At 72.3% G+C, this 20,328-nt stretch carries 21 protein-coding genes and 2 pseudogenes; 13 read left to right on the forward strand and 10 right to left on the reverse strand.

What is annotated here, in order from left to right:
- Positions 1-1,464, forward strand: a 1,464-nt coding sequence (locus tag J7E86_RS29840) for an FUSC family protein (RefSeq protein WP_215085937.1), incomplete at its 5' end; no start/stop codon positions are given.
- 68 nt (positions 1,465-1,532) lie between these two features.
- Here the strand turns inward: J7E86_RS29840 and J7E86_RS29845 are convergent.
- The gene (locus J7E86_RS29845) at positions 1,533-2,030 is read right to left on the reverse strand and encodes a peptidoglycan-binding protein (protein ID WP_215085938.1); all 498 of its coding nucleotides are present in this window, start codon (positions 2,028-2,030) and stop codon (positions 1,533-1,535) included.
- Between J7E86_RS29845 and J7E86_RS29850 the strand changes: the two genes are divergently transcribed.
- The 4 genes from J7E86_RS29850 to J7E86_RS29865 all read left to right on the forward strand — a co-directional run bounded on the left by J7E86_RS29850 (position 2,029) and on the right by J7E86_RS29865 (position 4,625).
- Entirely contained in the window at positions 2,029-2,349 is a 321-nt protein-coding gene (locus tag J7E86_RS29850; protein WP_215085939.1) for a hypothetical protein, read from the forward strand. The two genes, J7E86_RS29845 and J7E86_RS29850, sit on opposite strands and share 2 nt — an antisense overlap.
- 211 nt (positions 2,350-2,560) lie before the next feature.
- Positions 2,561-3,049 (forward strand): hypothetical protein, encoded by a 489-nt coding sequence (locus tag J7E86_RS29855; protein WP_215085940.1) that lies wholly within the window; start codon positions 2,561-2,563, stop codon positions 3,047-3,049.
- 66 nt (positions 3,050-3,115) lie between these two features.
- Complete coding sequence (locus J7E86_RS29860; protein ID WP_215085941.1) at positions 3,116-4,165, forward strand: helix-turn-helix domain-containing protein; 1,050 nt, start codon at positions 3,116-3,118, stop codon at positions 4,163-4,165.
- The gene (locus tag J7E86_RS29865; protein WP_215085942.1) at positions 4,152-4,625 is read left to right on the forward strand and encodes a hypothetical protein; all 474 of its coding nucleotides are present in this window, start codon (positions 4,152-4,154) and stop codon (positions 4,623-4,625) included. The genes J7E86_RS29860 and J7E86_RS29865 overlap by 14 nt, the downstream gene beginning before the upstream one ends.
- On the opposite strand, the gene J7E86_RS29870 is transcribed toward J7E86_RS29865, so the two are convergent.
- The 3 genes from J7E86_RS29870 to J7E86_RS29880 all read right to left on the reverse strand — a co-directional run bounded on the left by J7E86_RS29870 (position 4,616) and on the right by J7E86_RS29880 (position 6,745).
- Positions 4,616-5,065: an ASCH domain-containing protein gene (locus J7E86_RS29870; protein ID WP_215085943.1), complete on the reverse strand. Its 450-nt coding sequence runs from the start codon at positions 5,063-5,065 to the stop codon at positions 4,616-4,618. The genes J7E86_RS29865 and J7E86_RS29870 overlap by 10 nt on opposite strands.
- Positions 5,066-5,135: 70 nt before the next feature.
- Positions 5,136-6,086 carry a non-homologous end-joining DNA ligase gene (gene ligD, locus J7E86_RS29875; protein WP_215085944.1) on the reverse strand — a complete coding sequence of 317 codons (951 nt, stop codon included), beginning with the start codon at positions 6,084-6,086 and terminating at the stop codon, positions 5,136-5,138.
- The gene (locus J7E86_RS29880; protein WP_251019881.1) at positions 6,083-6,745 is read right to left on the reverse strand and encodes a DNA polymerase ligase N-terminal domain-containing protein; all 663 of its coding nucleotides are present in this window, start codon (positions 6,743-6,745) and stop codon (positions 6,083-6,085) included. Before J7E86_RS29880 ends, ligD begins: the two co-directional genes overlap by 4 nt.
- 151 nt (positions 6,746-6,896) lie before the next feature.
- Here J7E86_RS29880 and J7E86_RS29885 point away from each other — a divergent pair, with 151 nt between their 5' ends.
- Positions 6,897-7,196, forward strand: a complete 300-nt coding sequence (locus tag J7E86_RS29885) for a hypothetical protein (RefSeq protein ID WP_215085945.1) — start codon at positions 6,897-6,899, stop codon at positions 7,194-7,196.
- Positions 7,197-7,296: 100 nt separating this feature from the next.
- Here the strand turns inward: J7E86_RS29885 and J7E86_RS29890 are convergent, their stop codons facing one another.
- Positions 7,297-8,049 (reverse strand): glucose 1-dehydrogenase, encoded by a 753-nt coding sequence (locus tag J7E86_RS29890; RefSeq protein WP_215085957.1) that lies wholly within the window; start codon positions 8,047-8,049, stop codon positions 7,297-7,299.
- Between the two features lie 360 nt (positions 8,050-8,409).
- Here J7E86_RS29890 and J7E86_RS29895 point away from each other — a divergent pair, with 360 nt between their 5' ends.
- The 4 genes from J7E86_RS29895 to J7E86_RS29910 all read left to right on the forward strand — a co-directional run bounded on the left by J7E86_RS29895 (position 8,410) and on the right by J7E86_RS29910 (position 11,982).
- Positions 8,410-8,568: a hypothetical protein gene (locus tag J7E86_RS29895; RefSeq protein WP_215085946.1), complete on the forward strand. Its 159-nt coding sequence runs from the start codon at positions 8,410-8,412 to the stop codon at positions 8,566-8,568.
- Between the two features lie 245 nt (positions 8,569-8,813).
- Positions 8,814-10,073 carry a cation:proton antiporter gene (locus J7E86_RS29900; RefSeq protein ID WP_215085947.1) on the forward strand — a complete coding sequence of 420 codons (1,260 nt, stop codon included), beginning with the start codon at positions 8,814-8,816 and terminating at the stop codon, positions 10,071-10,073.
- Positions 10,074-10,303: 230 nt separating this feature from the next.
- The gene (locus J7E86_RS29905; protein WP_215085948.1) at positions 10,304-10,837 is read left to right on the forward strand and encodes a hypothetical protein; all 534 of its coding nucleotides are present in this window, start codon (positions 10,304-10,306) and stop codon (positions 10,835-10,837) included.
- Positions 10,822-11,982, forward strand: coding sequence for an MAB_1171c family putative transporter (locus J7E86_RS29910; RefSeq protein WP_215085949.1), 1,161 nt, complete (start codon positions 10,822-10,824; stop codon positions 11,980-11,982). The genes J7E86_RS29905 and J7E86_RS29910 overlap by 16 nt, the downstream gene beginning before the upstream one ends.
- A gap of 157 nt (positions 11,983-12,139) precedes the next feature.
- On the opposite strand, the gene J7E86_RS29915 is transcribed toward J7E86_RS29910, so the two are convergent.
- Entirely contained in the window at positions 12,140-12,625 is a 486-nt protein-coding gene (locus J7E86_RS29915) for a carboxymuconolactone decarboxylase family protein (protein ID WP_215085950.1), read from the reverse strand.
- A 173-nt stretch (positions 12,626-12,798) separates the two neighbouring features.
- On the opposite strand from J7E86_RS29915, the gene J7E86_RS29920 reads away from it, so the two are divergent.
- Together J7E86_RS29920 and J7E86_RS29925 are read left to right on the forward strand one after the other, a co-directional pair.
- A complete protein-coding gene (locus tag J7E86_RS29920; RefSeq protein ID WP_308312780.1) occupies positions 12,799-13,731 on the forward strand; it encodes an RNA polymerase sigma-70 factor in 933 nt (310 codons plus the stop codon).
- A 367-nt stretch (positions 13,732-14,098) separates the two neighbouring features.
- Positions 14,099-15,337, forward strand: a pseudogene (locus tag J7E86_RS29925) (MFS transporter); the annotation flags it as partial.
- A gap of 182 nt (positions 15,338-15,519) precedes the next feature.
- Here J7E86_RS29925 and J7E86_RS29930 read toward each other — a convergent pair.
- On the reverse strand, positions 15,520-16,497 hold the full coding sequence (locus tag J7E86_RS29930) for a helix-turn-helix transcriptional regulator (RefSeq protein ID WP_215085952.1): 978 nt from the start codon (positions 16,495-16,497) through the stop codon (positions 15,520-15,522).
- Between the two features lie 84 nt (positions 16,498-16,581).
- Between J7E86_RS29930 and J7E86_RS29935 the strand changes: the two genes are divergently transcribed.
- On the forward strand, positions 16,582-17,715 hold the full coding sequence (locus J7E86_RS29935; protein WP_215085953.1) for an alpha/beta fold hydrolase: 1,134 nt from the start codon (positions 16,582-16,584) through the stop codon (positions 17,713-17,715).
- A gap of 195 nt (positions 17,716-17,910) precedes the next feature.
- On the opposite strand, the gene J7E86_RS29940 is transcribed toward J7E86_RS29935, so the two are convergent.
- The 3 genes and pseudogenes from J7E86_RS29940 to J7E86_RS29950 all read right to left on the reverse strand — a co-directional run.
- Positions 17,911-18,423 carry a hypothetical protein gene (locus J7E86_RS29940; protein ID WP_215085954.1) on the reverse strand — a complete coding sequence of 171 codons (513 nt, stop codon included), beginning with the start codon at positions 18,421-18,423 and terminating at the stop codon, positions 17,911-17,913.
- Positions 18,424-18,543: 120 nt separating this feature from the next.
- Entirely contained in the window at positions 18,544-19,731 is a 1,188-nt protein-coding gene (locus J7E86_RS29945; protein WP_215085955.1) for a NucA/NucB deoxyribonuclease domain-containing protein, read from the reverse strand.
- A gap of 297 nt (positions 19,732-20,028) precedes the next feature.
- Positions 20,029-20,328 (reverse strand): annotated as a pseudogene (locus J7E86_RS29950) (MFS transporter); the annotation flags it as partial.

Consider the following 20,328-nt stretch of genomic DNA (forward strand, 5'->3'; position numbering starts at 1 on the left):
TTCCGGGTCGCCGAGGCCGAACGTCCCGCCGGGCCGGGCCTGCGGGACCGCGCGCTCACCCATGCGGGCCTGGCCGCCCGCACGCTCCTCGCCCGCCTGGTCTCCCTTCCCGCGCCGCCGGGCCACCCGCCGCCGGAGCAGGGATCCGGGGTTCTGCTCGCGGTCGGCCGGGCCGCCGCCGGGACCGCGGCCCTGCTGGGCGGCACGGACAAGGCGACCGACGCGGCCGGTGCCCTGCGGCACGTAAGGGAGGAGGCCGCGGCAGCGGAGGAGCATCCCTCGACCGCGGCGCGGGGCCGGCGCCGGGCGGCACTGCTGGAGGTGGCGGACGCTACCGTGACCCTCTCGACGGCGGCGGAACTGGCGGTACGGGGCCGGCGCGCGCGGGCGCCGGCCGGGACCGATCACGGCCGCTTCTGGTACGCCGGTCAGCGCGCCCCCCGCCTGTGGTGGCACCGGCTGGCGGCACACGCCGGGCCTCGGTCCGTGCACTTCCAGAACGCCGTCCGGATCAGCCTCGCGCTCGCGGCCGCCCGTACGATCGCGGGCGTGGAGTCACTGCCCCACGGCTTCTGGGCGATGCTGGCCGTCCTCAGCCTGACCCGGACCACGGCCGCCCAGACCCGGGCGGCCGTACGCCAGGCGCTCACCGGCACGCTGCTCGGCGCCCTGGCGACCGCCGCCGTACTGGCCCTGGTCGGTGGCCGTACCACCGTCTATGCCGTCGCTCTGCCGGTCGTCATGCTCGTCGGGTTCCGGGTGGGGCCGGTGCGGGGCGTGGGCTGGTCCCAGGGCATGTTCACCCTCGTCGTGGCCTTCGTCTTCGCGCAGCTGGCCCCCGTGACGTGGCGGCTGGCCGAGATCAGGATCCTGGACGTGGTCGTCGGCAGCCTGATCGGCATCGTGTTCGGGCTCCTCGCCTGGCCGCGGGGGGCGCAGCGGGAGCTGCAGCGGGCGGTGGCCCTGCTGCTGACGACGGCCGCCGAGACGGTCGAGAGCACCACGGCCGCCGTGGTGGCGGGCGAGCCGGCAAGCTCATCCGACGACCGGCCGCTCCAGCACGCGCTGTCGCTTGCGGAGTCCGCGTTCGCGCAGCACCAGAGCGAGCCCCGGGTGCCCGTCGGCGCCGCTCCGGACTGGCAGGCGGCCATGATGACGGGCCATCACGTGCTGTGGGGTTCGCGGCGGCTTCTCGGCCGCGGAGGTCCGGTTCTCGGACAAGAGGACGGGGCGGGGCTGCGTGGCCGAGCGGCCGGGGTGGCCACGTGGCTGCGACGGGCGGCGGAGTGGGCGGGTACGGATCAGGCGGCGGGCGGGCCGCCCGCGCCCGGACCCGCTGCCATGCCCCAGGCGCCGCCGGGTTCCGCCCCGCCGCGGTTCTTCGCCGCCCTCGCCTGGCTCGACTCGCTCACCACCGACGTCGAGCGCATGACGGTACCCGGCTGCTCCCCCGGTCCGGCCTGAAACCCTCACCGCCGGTATTCCCATGGCGGGCACGAAATCGGTGTACTCCGCCCGTTCGCCCGCCGCCCTCAGTGGGCCGCGTCGATGGCCAGCGCCCACTTGCAGCCGTTGGTGATGAAGCTCTTCGTGCCGAAGTCCACGATCGCTCCGGCGACCACGGCTCCCGGCCCCGTCTCGGCCGTGGCGACACCGACCGCTGTGCCGGCGAGTGCGCCCGTACCCTCACCGAGGGCACCGCACGCCCCGTCCTTGGCCTTGTCGTACAGGCTCGGTGGCGTCGGCTTCCCGGCCGCCGGACGCTGGACGACGAACGGCCGCGGGGTCGGCAGCGAACCGCCCGCGGTCAGCGCGGCCTTGGTCATCCTGCCGGCGATGCCGTCGACGACGAGTCCTTCGGCCCGCTGGTAGTTCATGATGGCCTTCGCCGTCTCCGGGCCCAGGATCCCGCCCTGCCGCCGGCTCTGCCGCTTCGGAGCGGCGGTACCGGCCACTGGGTATTCGCGCGCGCCGATATGAGTACGCCGACGGATCCGCACGGCCGCCCCGGTGGGATGGACTGGGCGCATGGTTCACCTCATCGCATCGCCCCCGGAACTCAAGCCCCGCCGCGAAAAGGACCCGTCCTGGTGGGCGGCCCCACTGACGGCCTCGCTGCTGGCGGTCCCCCCGCTCGCCGGGGAGTACGCGCTGTACCACCGTGACGGCTACGGGCAGAACGTGCTCCTGGTCAGCCTGCTGCTCCTGGTGTGCGCGTGGGCGCTGCCGCACCACCGGTCGTTGCGCGCACTGCGCGTCATCGTGGCCGTCGCCGCGGTGGGCCTGTCGCTCCTGCCGATCGGCTTCGCGGTCCTGCTGGGGCTGGCCATGGCCTCGGGAGCCGCGTGAGGGCGGCCTCGCCGCCCGGCGCCCCCTGGGTCCGGTCCCGGCGGGCGTACGGGAGATCATGGGTACTGGCAAGAGGGGCATCATCACCATGGCAGTACAGCAAGCAGCGCGCTCACGCACCGTCCTGACGCGGCCGGGCGGAATCACCGCCGGTTGGTCCGCGGCGCTATGGGCGGCCGTCGTGAGCCTGGCGGCGGAAAGCGTCCTCCTCATGTTCGGAATGCTCGTGCTGGGCTTCCCGAACCCGAGAACAGGTCTGGGCCACGCACTGTACGAGGGCGCCGGGGCCGTCCTCCTCGCGTGTGTCTACGCCGTCCCCCTCTCGCTGTTGCTGAGCGTGACCGGAGGGCCGGTGATCCTTCTGACCCTCGTCCTTGCCAGATGGACCTCCCGGCGCCGAGGTGGTGACGAGACCTGGTATCGGTGCCTGGCCGTTCACCTGATACTGAGCACGGCGATCGTGCCTCCCCTCGTCACCGTGTACACGGAGGCGAAGGCGTCGTGGGCCTTCGGCCTGTCGTGGTGGTCGGTGCATGTACTCGTGCTCGCACCGGCCCTCCTGGTGGCCCGCCGCGCCGCCGACCGGAAGGTACTGACCGGGCGCTATGCCTTCCTCTTCACACGTGTGGCCGCGACCACGGGGGGCCTGCTGCTGACTGCGGCGACCGGCTACGTGGCCTTTCTCTGCGCGTACCGCTGAGGTTTACCGGGGATCTCCATCGTGCGCTGTACTGCCCGGCCGCGGCCCCGACCTAGTGTCATGCCTATGCAATCGACTCCCACTTCCGCCGATCGCAGGGACAGCGACAGCGCGCAGGGGGCGCCGGCTCTCGACCGTGCGGAGCTGGAGCTGGGACCGGCCCGTATCACCGTTCTGCGGTTTCCCGCACCGGTCTCCGGCAACGCGCTCCCCGCGGTCGCCCGGCCCGTGCCGGGAGGGTGGCGGCTGGTCCTCGTCTCCGACGGGCCGCTGGTGCTGCGATCACGCCGCGGCACCGCCCGCCTGGCACCCGGCGACCTCGTGCTGTGGGACGCTGCGGAGCCCTTCGCCGCGGCGGCGCCCATGGGTTGCGGTGCCGCGTCCCGGGCGACGGCCCTGCATCTTCCCCGCTGTGCCCTGCCGGTATCGGTGGGCACACTGGACGATCTGGCCGCGCGTCCGGTGCCGGCGGACAGCGTAGCGGCCGCGCTCCTCGCCCAGCTCCTCGAAGAGTTCGCGAGCCGCGCGGTGGAGGTCGCTCCTTCCCAGGCGGGCTGGCTGGGCCGGGCCGCGGTGGACCTGGCGCTCGCCTTCCTCACCGGCCTGAGCTGCTCACGCGTCACCGGCGCGGCCGGCGCACGGCTCGCCGCGGTCGAGCCGCGGCAGGCCGCTCTCCTGCGGGACATCAAGGCGTACATCGACGGTCACCTGGTGGACGCCGCCCTGTCGCCGCTGCTCATCGCCAGAGCCCACCACGTCTCCGTCAGATACCTGCATCACCTCTTCCGGCAGGACGACTCGACGGTCGGCGGGTACCTCCGCGTACAGCGGCTGGAACGCTGCCGGGCCGACCTGGCCGATCCGTCGTCGGCGGACCGGAGTGTGAGCGGGATCTGCGCACGGTGGGGTTTCTGCGACGCCACGGTGTTCAGCCGGGCCTTCAAGAGGCAGTACGGGCTGACGCCGAGCGAGTACCGCAAACATCATGCGCGCCTCCGGCACGACGCCCCGGCCGCACACCTGCCCGCTCGAAGCTCGGCCGGTGGTGACAGGCTGTCCGGGCCGGACAGCCGTCCCCTTCGCAGCGAGAATTGGGCCGTACATGAACACCGATGACCAGCACGTCCTGTCGCTCCTGCGGAAACTGGACAGCCCGGATCACCGGGAATTCCCCGACGATTACGAGGCTGCCGTCACCCGAGCCCGGTTCGACGGTCTCGCCGCACTGCTCGACGAGAAATTCGACTGCGTCTGCGACGTCGATCGCGGAGTGGAGGACGCCGGATTCCACGGGAGCATCGTCATTCCGGCCGCCGCCACGGAGAGCGACGCGTTCGTGGTCGTCAGGCTCAGCAATTTCGGTCTGACCACGGCGAGCGCCGGTGGTCTCGCTCGCGACTCGGCACGGGCTGTCGACGACCTGCGCGAAGAGGACCGCGAGCGGATCGAGGCCGTTTCCTCGGCACTCGGTTGCACCTTCGTTCCCGGGCACATCCTGAGGCGGGCGTACGACGGTCCGAGCGAGCTGGAGGACTGGCAGGAGCTGTGGTGGCACCGGTTCTTCGACTACGTGTGAAGGCGGGCGACCACGCGGAAGCGTTCCAGGATCACCGGGGTGGCGTCGTTCACGGTGAAACGCGGATCGCCCAGCGCCTGTCGCATCTCTTCGCCGTGCCAGAACTCCTCGTGATCCGCTCTCCACCCGGCCACGGTGGTACAGCCCTCGCCTTCGTCCACCGCGTGAGCGAGGTCCACGTCCCGCAAGGCCACGACGCGCACGTCCGTCACCTCGATGACGGCCACCGGGCGGTCTTCGGAGTCGACCACCACCGACCGTTCGCCGACGGACGGCAGCGGGTCGCCCTCGTGCTCGTAGTCGGCGAGCAGTCCGGTGGTCGCGGTCTTGGAACCGTCGAGGATCGCGGAGACGAGCCGGTCACGGAGCGGTCCCGGGAAGGCGAACTCGGCCTTGGGCAGGGACTCGTGGTCCACGCTCCGAGCGGGATTGGCGGTCATGGGACGACCCTAGCCGTCCCCCACGCCCCACGGGACTCAATTTGTCCGCGCGCGCCGTGCCGGGACCGCCCTACGAACGGTCACGAGCGGGAGGCCCGGAGCGCGGTGGCGCGGCGCCGTCGCGCAGTGCCTCCAGCGCACGCCGGGCCGGGCCCAGGGAGCGGCCACGGGGACTGTCCCGCCAGGGGTCGTGGCCGAGCCGTTCGCCGATGGTGGTGAGGGTCCACCGTCCGGAGGTGAGCTGCGGGTCGTCGACCTCCGGCCAGCTCAGCGGTGCGGCCACCGGAGCGCCGCGCCGGGCGCGCACCGCGTACGGGGCGACGGAGGTCTGCCCGTAGCCGTTGCGCTGCACGTCGAGGTAGAGGCGGCCCCGGCGGGCCTGTTTGCGCGGCTCGGTGGTGAGGTGGCCGGGGTGGCGGGCGGCGAGCAGGCCTGCCAGGTCACGGGCGAAGGACCGGACGTCGTCGAAGGGCGTCCGGCGGTCCAGCGGGACCAGGACGTGCAGCCCGCGCGAACCGGTCGTCATCACCGTCGACGGCAGCCGGAGCTCGTCGAGCAGTTCCCGCAGCAGCAGGGCGGCGTCGCGCACTGGGGCGAAGTCGTCCCCGGGCGGATCGAGGTCGAACACCATCCGGTCGGGGCAGTCCGGCCGGTCCGCCTTCGCCGTCCACCGGTGCGGTGTGACGCACGCCTGGCCGGCGAGGAGGACCAGGGTGGCCGTGTCGTCGCAGACGACGTACGTGACGGTGCCGCCCTCCTTGGGCAGTTCGGCACGGTGCACCCAGTCGGGGAAGTGGTCCGGCAGCTCCTTCTGCAGGAATCCCGGGCCGTCGATCCCGTCCGGGTGGCGCTCCAGCATCAGCGGCCGGCCGCGCAGGTGCGGCAGCATGCGCGGGGCGACGGTGCGGTAGTACGCGGCCAGGTCGGCCTTGGTGATCCCGTCACCGGGGAAGAGCACCTTGTCCGGGCGGCTGATCCGTACGCTGCGCCGGCCCGCCCGGAGGGTCGCCTCGGCGGTCATGGCCGCGCTCCCGGGCGGTCGTCCGGCGCGTCGGCGGCCACCTGCCGGAGTGTGCGGTGGGTACGCGCCGAGCGGGCCCTGGTGGGGTCGGGTGTGCCGCGGTCGGTGGCGCGCTCGTCCTTCTGCTTGACCAGCAGCCACGCCTCGTCCCGGGCGTCGCGCATCCGGGTGAGCGAGTAGCCGCCGTGCAGCTTGGTGCCGTCCATCCGGAACGAGGCGTGGCCGCGTTCCAGCGCCCGGGCCATCGGGATCTCCTCACCCGCGCGGTCCGTGGTCAGATTGCGGTACGTGCCCTCGTCCCAGATGAGGACGGTGCCACCCCCGTACTCGCCCTTCGCGATCACGCCCTCGAAGTCGCGGTACTCCATCGGGTGGTCCTCCGTGGGCATGGCCAGGCGCTTGTCCCGCGGATCGCCGGACGGGCCCTTGGGGACCGCCCAGGACTTCAGGACACCGTCCACCTCCAGGCGGAAGTCGAAGTGCATCCGGCTCGCGTCGTGGATCTGCACCACGAACCGGGGCCGCCGCGCGTCCGCGTCGGCACCGCGCCCGCCGCGCGGCTCCCCGGTCCTGGAGAAGTCGCGCTTGCGGTGGTAGTCGGAGAGCCCGTCGGGCCCGTCGGCCGGAGCCGCCATGCACACCTCCCACGGGTCGGCCATGCGCACCTCCTGCCGGGCCCGGGTACCCCTTCGCGGCCGCCCTACGCAGCTGGCCGGGAACCAGTGATTCCGGTCGCGCCGACGGGGATCGTTCTTGGCGTGATCCCGACTACCACCGTTCGCCGGAGCCCAACGCGCCTGGGCCGACTGCATGCACGACGCGCGCTTCCCGGCCACGTCCTTGGAGGCGGTCGTTCCCGACGCCGTGGCGCTGCTGCGGACAGTGGACGGCGACCGGCGTGCCACCGCCACCGTGCGCGGGGAATTGCGCGAGCAGGCCGTACAGGACGCGTCCTGCCAGCGAGAGGTCCGGCTGGACGCGGCGGTGCGACGGGCACAGGGCGACGCCCAGCAGGCGGTCCTGCGGGGAAAGCGCCGCGAGGACCTCGGCCATCTGCGCGAACTGCGCCGGCAGGCTCTCGCCACCGCTCTCCGCGATGAGCGGGGATGATACGCGCGACTGCGTGCACGTCCCACCGGCACGTCGCGACGACGTGCCGGTGTGGCTGGTTCCCCGGCGGTCCCGGGGAAAGGCGGAAGGGGCGGGACGGTCAGACCATCGTGTACCCGCCGTCCACCGGCAACGCCACCCCCGTCACAAAGGAGGAGCGGTCGCTGCACAGCCACGCGGCGGCTTCCGCTATCTCCTCCGGTGCCGCCGTGCGGCCCTGCGGCGTGGCCCGGTGCAATTCCTTCTCCATGCCGGGATTGCGCTCGAACCAGCCCTCGATGATCTCGCTGCGCGTCGTCCCCGGAGCGACCGTGTTCACGCGAATGCCCTGCCCGGCGTATTCCGCCGCCGCGGCCTTCGTCAGGCCGATCACCGCGTGCTTCGACGCGATGTAGGGAGCCGCGGCGGGAATGGCCTGGAATCCGGCGACACTGCTGTTGTTGACGATCGCTCCGCCGCCGGTCTCCAGCATGGCCGCGATCTCATGGCGCATCAGATTCCATACGCCGCGCACATTGGTGTCCATCACCTCGTCATAGACCTCGTCGCCCATCAGGTGCAGCGGAGATCGGTCCCAGCCGATCCCCGCGTTGTTGAACGCCGCGTCCAGACGCCCGTACCGCTCCACCGCGAAGTCCACCGCGCGCCGGGCTTCGTCGCCCCGTGACACGTCGGTCACCACGTATTCGGCCTCACCACCGCTCTTCCGTACCTCGTCCACCAGCGTGGCGAGGCGGTCCTCGCGCCGCGCGGCGAGCACCACGACGGCGCCCTCCCGCGCGAAGACCCTTACCGCTGCGGCACCGATCCCGCTGCTCGCCCCCGATACCAGCACCACTCGACCCGACAACAAACCCGCGCCATGATCATGATCTGTCACGCCGGAATCCTCCCACCCACCACCACTTCACATCTACCCTCGGAACACCACATTCCGCATCTCTTCCGACGAAGCCGGGCCATCCACCCTCAAGAAGCACTCCGCCCCACGCGTCACACTGATCCGCGCATGAGGAGAGCTCACGGCGCACGAGCGCACAACGGGCCGTGAATTCTTGGCCTTTACGCGAAATGATGCCGTTTTTCCTAGAGTAATGCCCGCTAGGCTGCTCTCCCGAGCCTTGGGCATCGCTCCCTCGAGCAGCCCACGTGCTCGTCTCAGGTCAGGAATCCGCCGGTGTCCCCGGGACGCCGACTCGACGGAGGGCATCCGATGGAGCCGGGCACCCACGTGGTGAGCGCGCCCGCCGCCACCGCGCCCGTCCCCTCACCCGTCCCGCACCTGAGCCGGTCCGTACGCATCGACGCCCGGGCGCGCAACAGCGTCCCCGATACGGACCGCCACCGACTGAGCCCGCTCGCCGTCGGCTGACGCCTCCTCACGCCGCCGCACACCTCCCCCGCTCCCCCCGCATGCCGCCGTACCACCCCGTGCGACGCCGCGACGCCGTACACGCGCACCTCGCCGTACCCCGTCCCACCCGGACCGCCCCCGAACGGCCCCCTCCCGCACCACCCGCATCCCTTGGCCCGGCGGCACCCCGCAACGCCCTGACGCCGCCGCCTCCCTCTCCCCTGTCCCGTTCCACCGCCTTCACCGCCGGAGGACCGCCGCCCATGCACCACCCCACCGCGCTGCTCATCGAACTCGGGGCCGTCATCCTCGCCCTGGGACTCCTCGGCCGCCTCGCACGGCGGATCGGCTTCTCCCCCATACCTCTCTACCTACTCGCCGGACTCGCCTTCGGCGTCGGCGGCATACGCCCGCTCAGCGCGAGCGAGGCGTTCGTCGCCACCGGTGCCGACATCGGCGTCACCCTCCTGCTGCTCCTCCTGGGCCTGGAGTACAGCGCCTCCGAGCTGATGGCCGGCCTGCGGACCCAGTACCCCTCCGGCGCCGTCGACTTCCTCCTCAACGCGGTGCCGGGCGCGGTCGCCGCACTGCTCCTGGGCTGGGGAGCGACCGCCGCGGTGGCGCTGGCCGGAGTCACCTGGATCTCCTCCTCCGGCGTCATCGCCAAGGTCCTGGGCGACCTCGGCCGGCTCGGCGATCCCGAGACCCCGGTCCTCCTCGGCGTCCTGGTCATCGAGGACCTGGCGATGGCCCTCTACCTGCCCGTCCTGACCACCCTCCTCGCCGGCGTGAGCCTGACCGAGGGCGGCCTCACCCTGCTGATCGCCCTGTGCACGGTCGCCACCGTCTTCTACGTCGCGGTGCGGCACGGCCACCTCATCAGCCGGGCCGTCTCCTGCGACAACCCCGAGATCCTCCTGCTGGTCGTCCTCGGGCTGACGCTCTCGGTCGCCGGCCTGACCGAGGAACTCCATGTCTCGGCGGCCGTGGGCGCGTTCCTCATCGGCATCGCCCTCTCGGACGAGGTCGCCGAAGGGGCGCACCGCCTGCTGTTCCCGCTGCGCGACCTCTTCGCCGCCGTCTTCTTCGTCTTCTTCGGCCTGAGTACCGACCCGGCGGACATCCCTCCGGTCATCGGCCCCGCGCTGCTCCTCGCCCTGGTCACCGCGCTGACGAAGGTGGCCACCGGCTGGTACGCGGCCCGGCGTGCCGGCGCCGGGACGGCAGGCCGCTGGCGCACGGGCGGGGCCCTGGTCGCGCGGGGCGAGTTCTCCGTCGTCATCGCCGGGCTGGCCGCCGGCACCGAGCCGCGCATCGGGCCCCTGGCCACGGCCTACGTCCTCGTCCTGGTCGTCGCCGGACCGCTCTCCGCGCGCTGGACCGAACCGCTCGCCCGCGGCGTCACCCGCTGTCTGCCCCGCGACCGCACCCGCCCGCGACCGCCCTCCCCGGCGGCTTCCCCGAGCGGGCCCGAGGCGTCCGGAACTCCCGCTGCGGCACGGCGAGTCGGCGGCGAGACCTAGCCGGACACCCGGAAAGGATCTACGATCAACCGGGCTCAGGCATACGTACGAGGGGGGCTCGTGATGCTGCCGGTCGTGGTTCTGGAGACGGTGCAGCGAAGGAGCCGTAACGCCTGCGCGAAAGGTGTCCGGGCCGGCGGCCGCCGCGGTGTGACGGTGACACCGTGACGGCGCGCGGCTACCGGGTGAGGTGTCCCCCCGTCCCTGCTAGCCGTGGAGAGACGACTGAGATGCACTGGCGGAATCTGCGCCGCCGATGCCAGAAGGTGATCGGCTCGATTCCCGTGCCGGACCCGTTCTCGGCCCAGGCGCTCTGCGCCCGCCTGGCGGAGGAACGCGGCCGGCCACTGCGGCTGCTCGCCCTTCCCACGCCGACGGTCCCCGGCACACCGTCGGGGCTGCTGCTGTCGGTCGAGTCGGAGGACTTCATCCTCTACGACGCCCAGACCAGCCCCCTGCACCAGGAACACATCATCGTCCACGAGATCGGCCATCTGGTCTGCAACCACCGGTCGGTGGCCGACGACATCGAACTGCGGCGCCACCTCGACATCGCCGACCCCGGGTCGGTGCGCCGTGTGCTGCCCCGGATCGCCTACGGCGACGAGCAGGAACAGGAGGCGGAGATGATCGCCACCCTGATCCTCGAAGCCGCCGGCCGCGTACCGGCGCCGACCCTGCTGTCGGGCATGCTGGGCGGCCTGGAGTCGGCGATGGGTCTGCGTCCCGCCCGGCCCACGGGGGCGTCATGTTCGCATGGTTAGAGGGCGATTGGCTGGAGAACGCGGGCATCATCGCGCTGTGGACGGCGGCCGTCATCCGTGCCCCGCAAGGGGTGCGCCACCGCGAGCAGCGGCCGTTGTGGTTCGCCGTCGTGATGATCGCGCTGGCGATGTCCCTGCACCTGGAACCGGTGACGGCGGTGCTGGCGCACCTCGTGCCCGGCCCGCACTGGGTCGACCTGACCACCCATCTGCTCAGCATCGTCGACGCCGCGGCGGTGCTGTGGTTCATCTTCGGCGCGGCGGGGCGTCGCCGACGCGGCGGCGTGGTCTTCGGCGCGGCCGCGGCGGTGATGGTCACCCTGGTGCTGCTGGATCTCGGCGCGCCGGCCCATGCCCGTAACCGGATCGCGCCCTCGCCGGACATCCCCGGCGTGCCGGACTCCTATTGGTGGGTGTTCTTCGCCTTCCACCTGGCGGCGGACACCACCTGCGGGTTCGTGTGCTGGAGTTACGGCAGGCCCGGCACACCGCGGCTGCTGCGCTACGGGCTGCGGCTGTTCGGGACCGGCATTCTCCTGGCCTCGCTGCTGTGGGTCCTGAAGCTGTTCTACCTGCACACGCGCTCGGCGTTCTTCGCCCCGCTGTTCTCGCCCGTGACGGGTGTCGAGGCGGCCTTCATGGCCCTCGGCGTCGCACTGCCGGTGGGGGCGCAGCTCCGGGCGCACCTGGCGGACCGCAGGTCCTACCGGGGTCTGGACCCGCTGTGGCAGGACCTCACCGCGACCACTCCCGACGTCGTCCTGCGGCCGGGCAACCGGCTCGGGGCGGTGGCCGTCCCCCTCCAACTGCTGCTGTACCGCAGGGTCATCGAGATCCGGGACGCGATGATCGTGCTGCGCAATTACGTTCCGCCCGCCACCTTGGACGTGGTCCGCCGGCACGTGTCCGAGCGGTCGGTGCCCGAGGAGCTCGTCGAGGCGCACATGACCGCCTGCTGGCTGGCCGCCGCGCTGCACGCCCGGGGCGCGGGGCAGGAGCCTCGGGCGCAGACGGCCGATCTCGGCGGACCGGGCGCGGAGGACCTGGCCGAGGAGATCGGCGGCCTGCTCCGGGTGGCGTCCGCCTACCGCTCGCCCACGGTCCGCGCCTACCGGGCCTCCTTGGCGGGCGCGGAGCAGGACTGACCGACCACCGCTTCGTACGACCTGACGGTCCCATCGTCCGGCCGGCGGGGCGCCCGCGCCGCGACCGCCTCGGTGGCACGCCTCCTTGGGCGCGCCCGGACATACGCCGGCCCGGCCCGGATCGAGTGATCCTGGGCCGGGCCGGATCGCCTGCCGGTCAGCTCAACGTGGCGGCGAACATGCCGGGCTCGTAGGAACCCCCCTGCTGGTGCACGATCACGGCGAGCCGGTTGGCCGCGTTGATCAGGGCGACCAAGGAGACCAGCGCGGCGATCTGGTCGTCGTCGTAGTGCTTGCGTACCTGGGCCCAGGTCTCGTCGGACACGCCGTGGTGGGCGTCGGCGAGCCGGGTGCCCTCTTCGGTGAGCGCCAGTGCGGCCTGCTCGGCCTCGGTGAACACGGTGGACTCGCGCCAGGCGGCGACCAGGTTGAGCCGCACCGAGGTTTCACCGGCGGCTGCGGCCTCCTGGGTGTGCATGTCGATGCACCAACCGCAGCCGTTGATCTGGCTGGCGCGCAGCGACACCAGCTCCTGCGTGGGCTTCGGCAGCGGCGACTGGTGGATCACCAGGCCGGCGTTGGCGAACCGCTTGGCGAACTTGACGGCGATCTCGTTGTCGAACAGGTTGAATCGGGCGTCCATGACGTCGTCCTCACTCGTGGTGTTGCACTGGACGAACACGAGATGCCGGCGACTCGCTCCTTGTGACGGGGCGGTCGTGTGACGTGTGCCACCGCTCACGGGTGTCACAAAGCCGCGGGGACCGGCGTCTTGTGCGCGTGGCACCGTCGAGAGCGAACAGGCAGGAGCAGCTGGTGAAGAGCGAGCGCACAGAGGACACGGCCGGGCAGCTCGCCGGCGGCGGACGCGCGGACGCCGCCACCGAGACGTTCGTCGCCCACCGCAACCTGCTGTTCACCGTCGCCTACGAGATGCTCGGCTCGGCCGCCGACGCGGAGGACGTCCTGCAGGAGACCTGGCTGCGCTGGGCGGGCGTCGATCTCGGCACGGTACGGGATCAGCGTGCGTACCTGGTCCGTATCACCACGCGCCAGGCGCTGAGCCGGCTGCGTACGCTCGGCCGCCGCAGGGAGTCCTACGTCGGTACCTGGCTGCCCGAGCCGTTGTTGACCGCCCCGGACGTGGCCGAGGACGTCGAGCTGGCCGACAGCGTCTCGATGGCGATGCTGCTGGTGATGGAGACGCTCACGCCGACCGAGCGGGCGGTGTTCGTGCTGCGGGAAGTGTTCGACCTCGGGTACGACGAGATCGCCGAAGCCGTCGACAAGAGCCCGGCCGCGGTCCGTCAGATCGCGCACCGGGCACGGGCACACGTCGCGGCGCGCCGGCCGCGCGGGAGCGTTTCCCCGACCGAGACCCGAGACGCGCTCGATGCGTTCCGACGGGCGGTCGAAACGGGCGATCTCCAGGGCCTGGTCGGCATCCTCGCACCGGATGTCGTCCTCATGGGTGACGGTGGCGGAGTCAAGCAGGCCATCCCGCGGCCCGTCGTGGGGGCCGACAAGGTGGGTCGTCTGGTGATCGGCGGACTGGGCAAGGTCGCCGCCGTGGCGTCACTGCGGCCGGCACAGGTCAATGGCCACCCGGCGCTGACGCTCCGGCTGGACGGCGAGATCGACACCGTCGTGGCGGTGCGCATCGACGACGGCCTCATCACCGGGCTCTACGCCGTGCGCAATCCCGAGAAACTGTCGCACATGCGGCGGGAGACCACCCTGCGCCGCTGAGCCCTCGGAAACGAAGCGTCACCACCTGCCTGGTACCGCGCCGTCCTCCTGGCTTCCCGACGGGACGAGAGGGCCGGCGCGCACGCATGCGGGTCGTAGCCCGTCGCGTTGCCCGCGGCACAGACCAGGGAGTCCCTCGGACTCCCACGGGCGTATTCGGGATCGGGCGGCCCGGTCACCCTGTCCGAGCAGGTGGGGCGCCTCTCGGGGAGTGGATACGCGGGCGCGCGCCTATGAGGAGTTCAGAGGTGCGCCCCCTCCCCCGGGACGGAGGCGCCACGCGCTCCTCTCCGTCTTCGGAGGAACGCCCGGCGGCCCTGCCTGCACTCAGAGATGACTCACGAATCGATACACAGCATGGTTCCGGTTCCTCCAGGGCGCCGCGGGAGCCGTTCTCTACACCTCCACGGGCGCCATCGTCCAGAACGCCTTCCCCCGGTCGCAGCGCGGCCGTGCCATCGGCGCCCTCTACGGCGTCAACGGCTTCGGCCTGGCCGTCGGCCCGCTGCTCGGCGGAGTCATCGTCTCCTCCGTCGGCTGGCACTGGGTGTTCTGGCTGAACGTCCCCCTCATCGCCGTCTCCCTGGTCCTGTGCTCCTTCAGCGTCAAGGAATCCCGCAGCGACCAGGACGCCCCCGGTCTGGACTGGCCCGGGCTCGTGCTCATCAGCCTGGGCATCCCCGCCGTGGTCCTCGCCTTCACCCTCGGCGACCACTGGGGCTGGTCCAGCGCCCGTACCCTGGGCCTGCTGGCCTTCGCGGCGGCCTCGCTCGTCGCCTTCCACGCCGTCGAACGCCGCGCGGCCGACCCCATCATCGACTTCCGGCTCTTCCGCCACCGCGCCTTCCTCGGCGCCGTCGTCTCCGACTTCGCCCTGGCCTGCTTCTACGCCACCGTACTGTTCCTGTTGCCCCTCTACCTCAGCGGCGTACGGAGCTACGACGGTTACGCCACCGGTGCGCTGCTGCTGTGCACCGCCGTCATGGCGGCGCTCTCCCCGGGCGTCGGCCGGCTGACCGACCGCTACGGACCCAGGAAGCTCCTGGCCGCGGGCTTCGCCGCGTTCACGGTCTCGGCCCTGCTGCTCGCGCGGATCGCCCCCGACAGCCCCATGGGATACCTCGCCCTCGCGCTGGTGGCCATGGGCATCGGATGGGCGTTCATCCTCGGCCCCGCCACCGTCTCCGCGCTGTCCGCCGTGCCCGAGCGGCAGGCGGGGCTCGCCGTCGGCTCCTCCTGGACCTTCCACAACCTCGGCGGAGCCATCGGACTGGCGGCCGCCATCAATCTCTACCGCCTTCAGGGCGAACGCACCCTGAACGCCGAACTCGCGGAACGCCAGGCACCCACCGGCCCCTGGACCCGGTCCGTGGTCGGCGACCCGGAACACGCCACGGCGCTGCTCCAACAGCACACCTCCCTCAGCGGACCGGAGGCCGGCGAGGTCTACGGCCAGGTCTTCTCCCACGGCATGCAGGCCGCGATGTGGATGGTGGCCGGCACCTCGTTGGCCGCCCTCACCGCTCTCGGCCTGCTCGGTCTCTCGGCACGCCGGTCCACGGCCGCCACCTGCGAGGTGGCGGCCGACAACGAACTCGCCCGGTGAGACGCCGGCGGACACGCCAGGTGCGGGCTCCTCAGCGGCCGGAGAGACCACCAGTCCGCTCCGGCCGTGAACGCGGCGTTCGAGCTGGTTCGGAGGAGTCGGAGCAGTCCGCCCTCGCCGACGACGACGTACAGGAACGGTGCGCTCCCGGGTCCGGTGGCAAGCGCGTCACCCTGCCCGGGTCAGCCGCCGGCCGTGCCGCCGGTCAGCAGCAGCTCCGCCAACGGCGTACGCGCGTGGTGCACCGAGCGGCCCGTGCGGGTGGTAGTGAGGAGACCAGCGGCGCGTAGGGCCGAGGCGTGGGCGGAGGCGGTCGCGTTGCTGACGCCGATTCCGCGCGCCAGACCCGTGGTGGTGCACGGCTCGTCCAAGCAGCGCAGCAGGGCGAGCCGCGTGCGCCCGAGGACTCCCGCGAGGGGCTCGTCCGGTGAGCCGCCCTTGTCCGGGACGGGCGGCAGCCCCCGGCCCGCCGGGTAGGCGAGCGCCGCCGGGCGGTCCGGCAGGTCCTGGATGAGCGGGCCGTGACGCCAGTGGAAAGTCGGGCGCAGGATCAATCCGCGCCCGGCGAGCCGTACCTCCCGCACACCCTCGACGCCCGGCAGGGGCCATTCCCAGACTCCGTCGCGCAGCCGTGACCCCGGTGCCAGGTCGGTCAGGGTGGCGCCGATGCCATGTACGGCGACGGCAAGGGCATGGCGGGTGAACTCCGTCCGGTGCAGGTCCTGGATCAGGGGCCACACGGGCGCGAGTACCGACTCGTATGCCGCGCGCTGCGCCCGGTCCCACGTCCGCCAGGCGTCGGCGTCCCCGCCGTGCAGGGCGCGGATCCACGGCGGGGCCGGCCGTCGCGCGTACACCTGCTCGAGCCCGGCCCGCACGAACTCCGGGCGGGCTGCCCTGATCAGCGCGACCCCCTCGTCCAGCGTGTCGCCGAGGACGTCGAGGAAGGTGGGGGCCAGTCCGTCCGGCACCAGGTCCGCGAGCGGTTCGACCGCGCCCGGCAGTCTCCGCAGCAGTCCGTTCCGCCAGCGCCCGAACAGCAGTTCCTCGTGCGGGGTGCCCAGCATCATCAGGGCCGCGTGCAGCTCGGGTACGGGCGAGGGCCGCGGTGCGAACCGCACCCGGGCAAAATCGTCCGCGGTGAAATGGATCCGGATCACGCACATCTCCCTGTTCCGTGCAAGCCTTTCGAGCCCGGCCGCAAGCTTCGCCCCGGCACCACGCCCGCCCCCAGGATGCCGTCCATGACCAATTCCTTCACACCCGGCCGCCGTTCCTTTGCCAAGGGCTCCCTCGCCGGCGCCGCCGCCCTGTTCCTCACGACCGCCGCCCCCGGCTCCGCCTCGGCCTCCGGACGCTCCGGCGCGCCCCTCCTCCGACTGCCCGCGCCCACCGGCCCGTACCCCGTCGGCGCCCGGGTCCTCCACCTCGTCGACCGCTCCCGCAACGACCCGTGGGAGCCCCGGATCGACGTACGCGAGCTCATGGTCACCGTCCTGCGGCCGGCCGTCCCCGGCCCTGGCTTCCTGCGCGTTCCGCAGCTGACGCCCGGCGCCGCCAAGGAGTTCGCCGTCCTCGCCCACCTGATCCATCCGCACCTGCCGGAGGCCGGGGTCGACTGGGCGGCCACCCTCACCCACTCCCGGACCGGGGCCCCGCCGCTGCCCGGCCGGCGCCCCGTGCTGATCTACAGCCCCGGCGGCGGCGACGCCCGCACGATGGGCAGTTCGCTGGCGATCGACCTCGCCTCGTACGGCTGGACCGTCGTCACCGTCGACCACCCCGGGGACGCGAGCGAGGTGGAGTTCCCCGACGAACGGCCGGGCCGCGACCGGATCCGGACGACCGAGCTGCGCCCCGACCTCGACGCGGCGACCTTCCGCACCGTGATCGACACCCGGGTCGCCGACCTCCGCTTCGTCCTCGACGCCCTCGGCCTGGACCGGGTCGGGGTCTACGGGCACTCCGCGGGCGGCACCGCGGTCGCGCAGGCGCTCCACGAGGACCGGCGGATCGCCGCCGCCGTCAACCTGGAGGGGTACCTCGACCAGCTGGACGGCGAACTCCTGCCGGTGGCCCGGCAGGGGACGGACCGGCCCCTGCTCCTGGCCGGCACCGACGGCTTCCGCGACGCCCGGATCGACCGGTCCTGGGCAGCCCTCCTCGCTCACGCGGGCCCCGTCACCCGGCGGCAGCTCGACGACACCGCGCACTGGGTCTTCACCGACTACGCGGCTCTGGTCCCCCAGCTCCACCAGGCCGGCCTGATGACCGCCGCCGGACGCGCCGCCATGGTCGGCCGGGCAGACCCGCGCGTGACCGTGCCGGCCGTTCGCCACCTCGTACGGTCGTTCTTCGCCCGGCATCTGCCGATATGAGCGCCTCCCTTCCGTGAAGGGTTCGTCGTCCGCCGTGGCGCGCCGCCACACCGGGGGCGTGCCCGTCCCTCACCACCCACCAGGCCCTGCACCCGCTCCGCCGTCGACTGCCTCGTAGCAGGCTTCGATCAGGGCACGCAGTGCGCCCCGGGGCGGCCCGTTCCGCACCGCGAGGCAGCGCTCCGGCGCGGGTCCTCACCGGGTCCACAGGGCTCCGTGTTCGCTGGTCGCCTTGTGCACATCGGGGTCGGCCGGGTCCGCGGCCCACACCTGGATCAGGTACTCCTCCGCAGGAGCGTCGTCGTCCCGGGGGTCGCCGTCGTCGCGGTTCCTGCCGGAGACGCGAATGCGGTAGTCGCCGGGGCCGGGCAGCGTCAGAGCGGTGCCGCCGGTCCCCTCCTCGTCTTCGCTGGTGGTGCCGAAGTCCAGCACCGCGCTCGGCCAGTGCACCGACGCCTCCGCGACGTCCTGCCAGGGGACGGGGTTCAGTGGAGGCGCCGCGTTCCACAGTTCGGCGGTGACGGCGATGCGGCCGACCTCTTGCCCACACAAGATCTTCGCCGCGCCGCCGTCGGGGTCAACGTCCAGCAGGCCGTTGTGGGTCCAGTCGGGCTCGAACTCGGCAACCAGGCTTTCGTCCACCAGGTCGACGGTGGACGCGTCGATGAACACCTGAGGCGTGGTGGCGCGCTGTATCAGCTGTGCCATGGGCTGGATCCTTTCCGGCGTGGGAGCAGGGAGCGGGGGCGGACCCCTGGTGTTCGAGTCTGCCCCCGTCGTGCGCGGCCCGATCCACTTCACACCAGTCAGGCCGGTGGTGTGAGCGGTTTACGGGTTGGAGTCCTGCCCGCAGCCGACCGGCCCCAACAGGCCCACGTCGCTGGTGCGGTACGGGGAGGGTGCGACCGCCCCGGAGGGTTTGATCACCTGGACCCAGAACGCGTCGCGCTCAAGGACCCGCTGGCCGTTCAGGAACGACTTGCGCAGACTGCCTTCCTTGGAGTTCTGCCGGGCGTTCAGGAAATGGCAGCTGTAATCCGCGTTCTTGCTGGCGCCCTCGTGGGTCTGCGCCATGGGGAACTCGTCGCAGGACTGACCGCCGGAGTTCGGCGGGCGGGGCACACCGCGTACGCAGGCTTCGCGGCGGTTCTCCCGCTGCAACGCCTGGTCGAACGTACGGTGCAGCGGATAACCCTTGCCCTTCACGCCCCACGCGTGCTTCAGGTTCCGCTGCGCCCAGTCGACGTGCCAGGCCACGGCGGCCACATTGCTGTCGTTCACGCTCAGCTGCCAGCTGGGCGCGAACTGCGGGTACACGCACCCGCCGGTGCGCGCGTCGGTGACGCGCGCGGTGCTGTCACACCGAGGCCGGAACACGGGGCCCACATTGGCGGTGGAGTCGGTGTGCCGCGGGGTCTTGATGGTGGCCCGCAGCACCACCCCTTCGCCGACCAGACCCCGGCCGGGGCTGGAGACCTCCATGCCGAAAGTCTGCCGGGTACCGGGTATCAGCACGCGGGGGCCGGGGTTGCTGGTGGCGGTGCAGGTGCTACAGCTGATGCTGACCGTGGCGATGGAAGCCAACGCCTCGGGTACGGTCGGCGGCGGGTTGGTCAGGGTCATCGCCGCGGTGTAGGTGGACTTGTAGCGGTTGCGCGGGTTCAGCTTGACCGTGGTCTCCACGTGGATGTCGGCCTTGCCCCGCCAGGTGCCGTTCAGGTAGTAGTCGATCTTGGTGCCGTAGTTGGAGCACGACTCCGTGCGGTTGAAGTCGTACCGCCCCTTGGGGCATGTGACCTTCTGCGCGGTCACGCTGCCACCGTCGGGTGCCTGGGTGCTCGCCTCGCCGGTACCGGCGCGTTCCAGTTTCGGCGGCTGAGCCAGTACGGCCCGCAGGCCGCTGCCGTCGCTGCCGGCGGTGTCGGCGGCGGTGCTGCTGGTGGCGGCGCCCAGTGGTAACAGCAGCGCGCTGACGGCCAGCACGGTGATGCCGACTCTACTGAGGTGTCCCCTCAAGGCTGTTCCTCCCATTCGGTCAGAGGCCCAGGCCTCCTGGGCCGATTGACATGCCCACGATGATGCTCGTGTGACGGGAGGGTCAACACCACGCTCAAGCCGACCAGCGGGTTCGGCACGGACTTACGCCGACCTTTCGCAAACGGAAGGCGAACTCGTCGACGCCGAGCACGCCGGGGTCTGTTCCGGCACCGGCGGAGCGCGCGGCAGGTTCAGCCGCTGCGGTCCGGGCAGCGGCCGGCTGTGAAGTGGGCGCCGGGCGATGGGGCCGGCACTGGATCGTGTGCTGACCGCCCGTCAACGACCACGCGTATCCCGGCGGGCAGTGGGAGGGAGCCAGTACCAGGCGGCGGCGGTCGCGGCCAGGGTGATGGTCGCGGCGGTGGCGGCCGTGGTGGTCACGGCGGCGACGAACGCGTCCCGGACGGGCTGCAGCAGGCCGGGGAGGCCGCCCGGCGGGCCGGCGGCCCCCACGCCGAGGGTGCCCAGGCGGGAGGTGTAGGCGGTGGCGAGGACGGAGCCCTGGACGGCGACGCCGAGGGCGGCGCCGATCTGGCGGCCGGCGTGCGGCAGAAGCGCTGCCGCGCGGTCGCGGGG

Origin of the sequence: Streptomyces sp. ISL-11 (assembly GCF_018614525.1) — a bacterium.
In the GTDB taxonomy this organism is placed as follows: Bacteria; Actinomycetota; Actinomycetes; order Streptomycetales; family Streptomycetaceae; genus Streptomyces.

Coding starts and splice junctions, on each gene's coding strand:
- J7E86_RS29905 (WP_215085948.1), top strand. CDS start 10,304: ATGCACTGGCGGAATCTGCGCCGCCGATGCCAGAAGGTGATCGGCTCG.
- J7E86_RS29940 (WP_215085954.1), bottom strand. CDS start 18,423: ATGGCACAGCTGATACAGCGCGCCACCACGCCTCAGGTGTTCATCGAC.
- J7E86_RS29880 (WP_251019881.1), bottom strand. CDS start 6,745: ATGGCCGACCCGTGGGAGGTGTGCATGGCGGCTCCGGCCGACGGGCCC.
- J7E86_RS29865 (WP_215085942.1), top strand. CDS start 4,152: ATGAACACCGATGACCAGCACGTCCTGTCGCTCCTGCGGAAACTGGAC.
- J7E86_RS29870 (WP_215085943.1), bottom strand. CDS start 5,065: ATGACCGCCAATCCCGCTCGGAGCGTGGACCACGAGTCCCTGCCCAAG.
- J7E86_RS29860 (WP_215085941.1), top strand. CDS start 3,116: ATGCAATCGACTCCCACTTCCGCCGATCGCAGGGACAGCGACAGCGCG.
- J7E86_RS29910 (WP_215085949.1), top strand. CDS start 10,822: ATGTTCGCATGGTTAGAGGGCGATTGGCTGGAGAACGCGGGCATCATC.
- J7E86_RS29855 (WP_215085940.1), top strand. CDS start 2,561: ATGTTCGGAATGCTCGTGCTGGGCTTCCCGAACCCGAGAACAGGTCTG.
- J7E86_RS29935 (WP_215085953.1), top strand. CDS start 16,582: ATGACCAATTCCTTCACACCCGGCCGCCGTTCCTTTGCCAAGGGCTCC.
- J7E86_RS29885 (WP_215085945.1), top strand. CDS start 6,897: ATGCACGACGCGCGCTTCCCGGCCACGTCCTTGGAGGCGGTCGTTCCC.
- J7E86_RS29915 (WP_215085950.1), bottom strand. CDS start 12,625: ATGGACGCCCGATTCAACCTGTTCGACAACGAGATCGCCGTCAAGTTC.
- J7E86_RS29850 (WP_215085939.1), top strand. CDS start 2,029: ATGGTTCACCTCATCGCATCGCCCCCGGAACTCAAGCCCCGCCGCGAA.
- J7E86_RS29900 (WP_215085947.1), top strand. CDS start 8,814: ATGCACCACCCCACCGCGCTGCTCATCGAACTCGGGGCCGTCATCCTC.
- J7E86_RS29845 (WP_215085938.1), bottom strand. CDS start 2,030: ATGCGCCCAGTCCATCCCACCGGGGCGGCCGTGCGGATCCGTCGGCGT.
- J7E86_RS29895 (WP_215085946.1), top strand. CDS start 8,410: ATGGAGCCGGGCACCCACGTGGTGAGCGCGCCCGCCGCCACCGCGCCC.
- ligD (WP_215085944.1), bottom strand. CDS start 6,086: ATGACCGCCGAGGCGACCCTCCGGGCGGGCCGGCGCAGCGTACGGATC.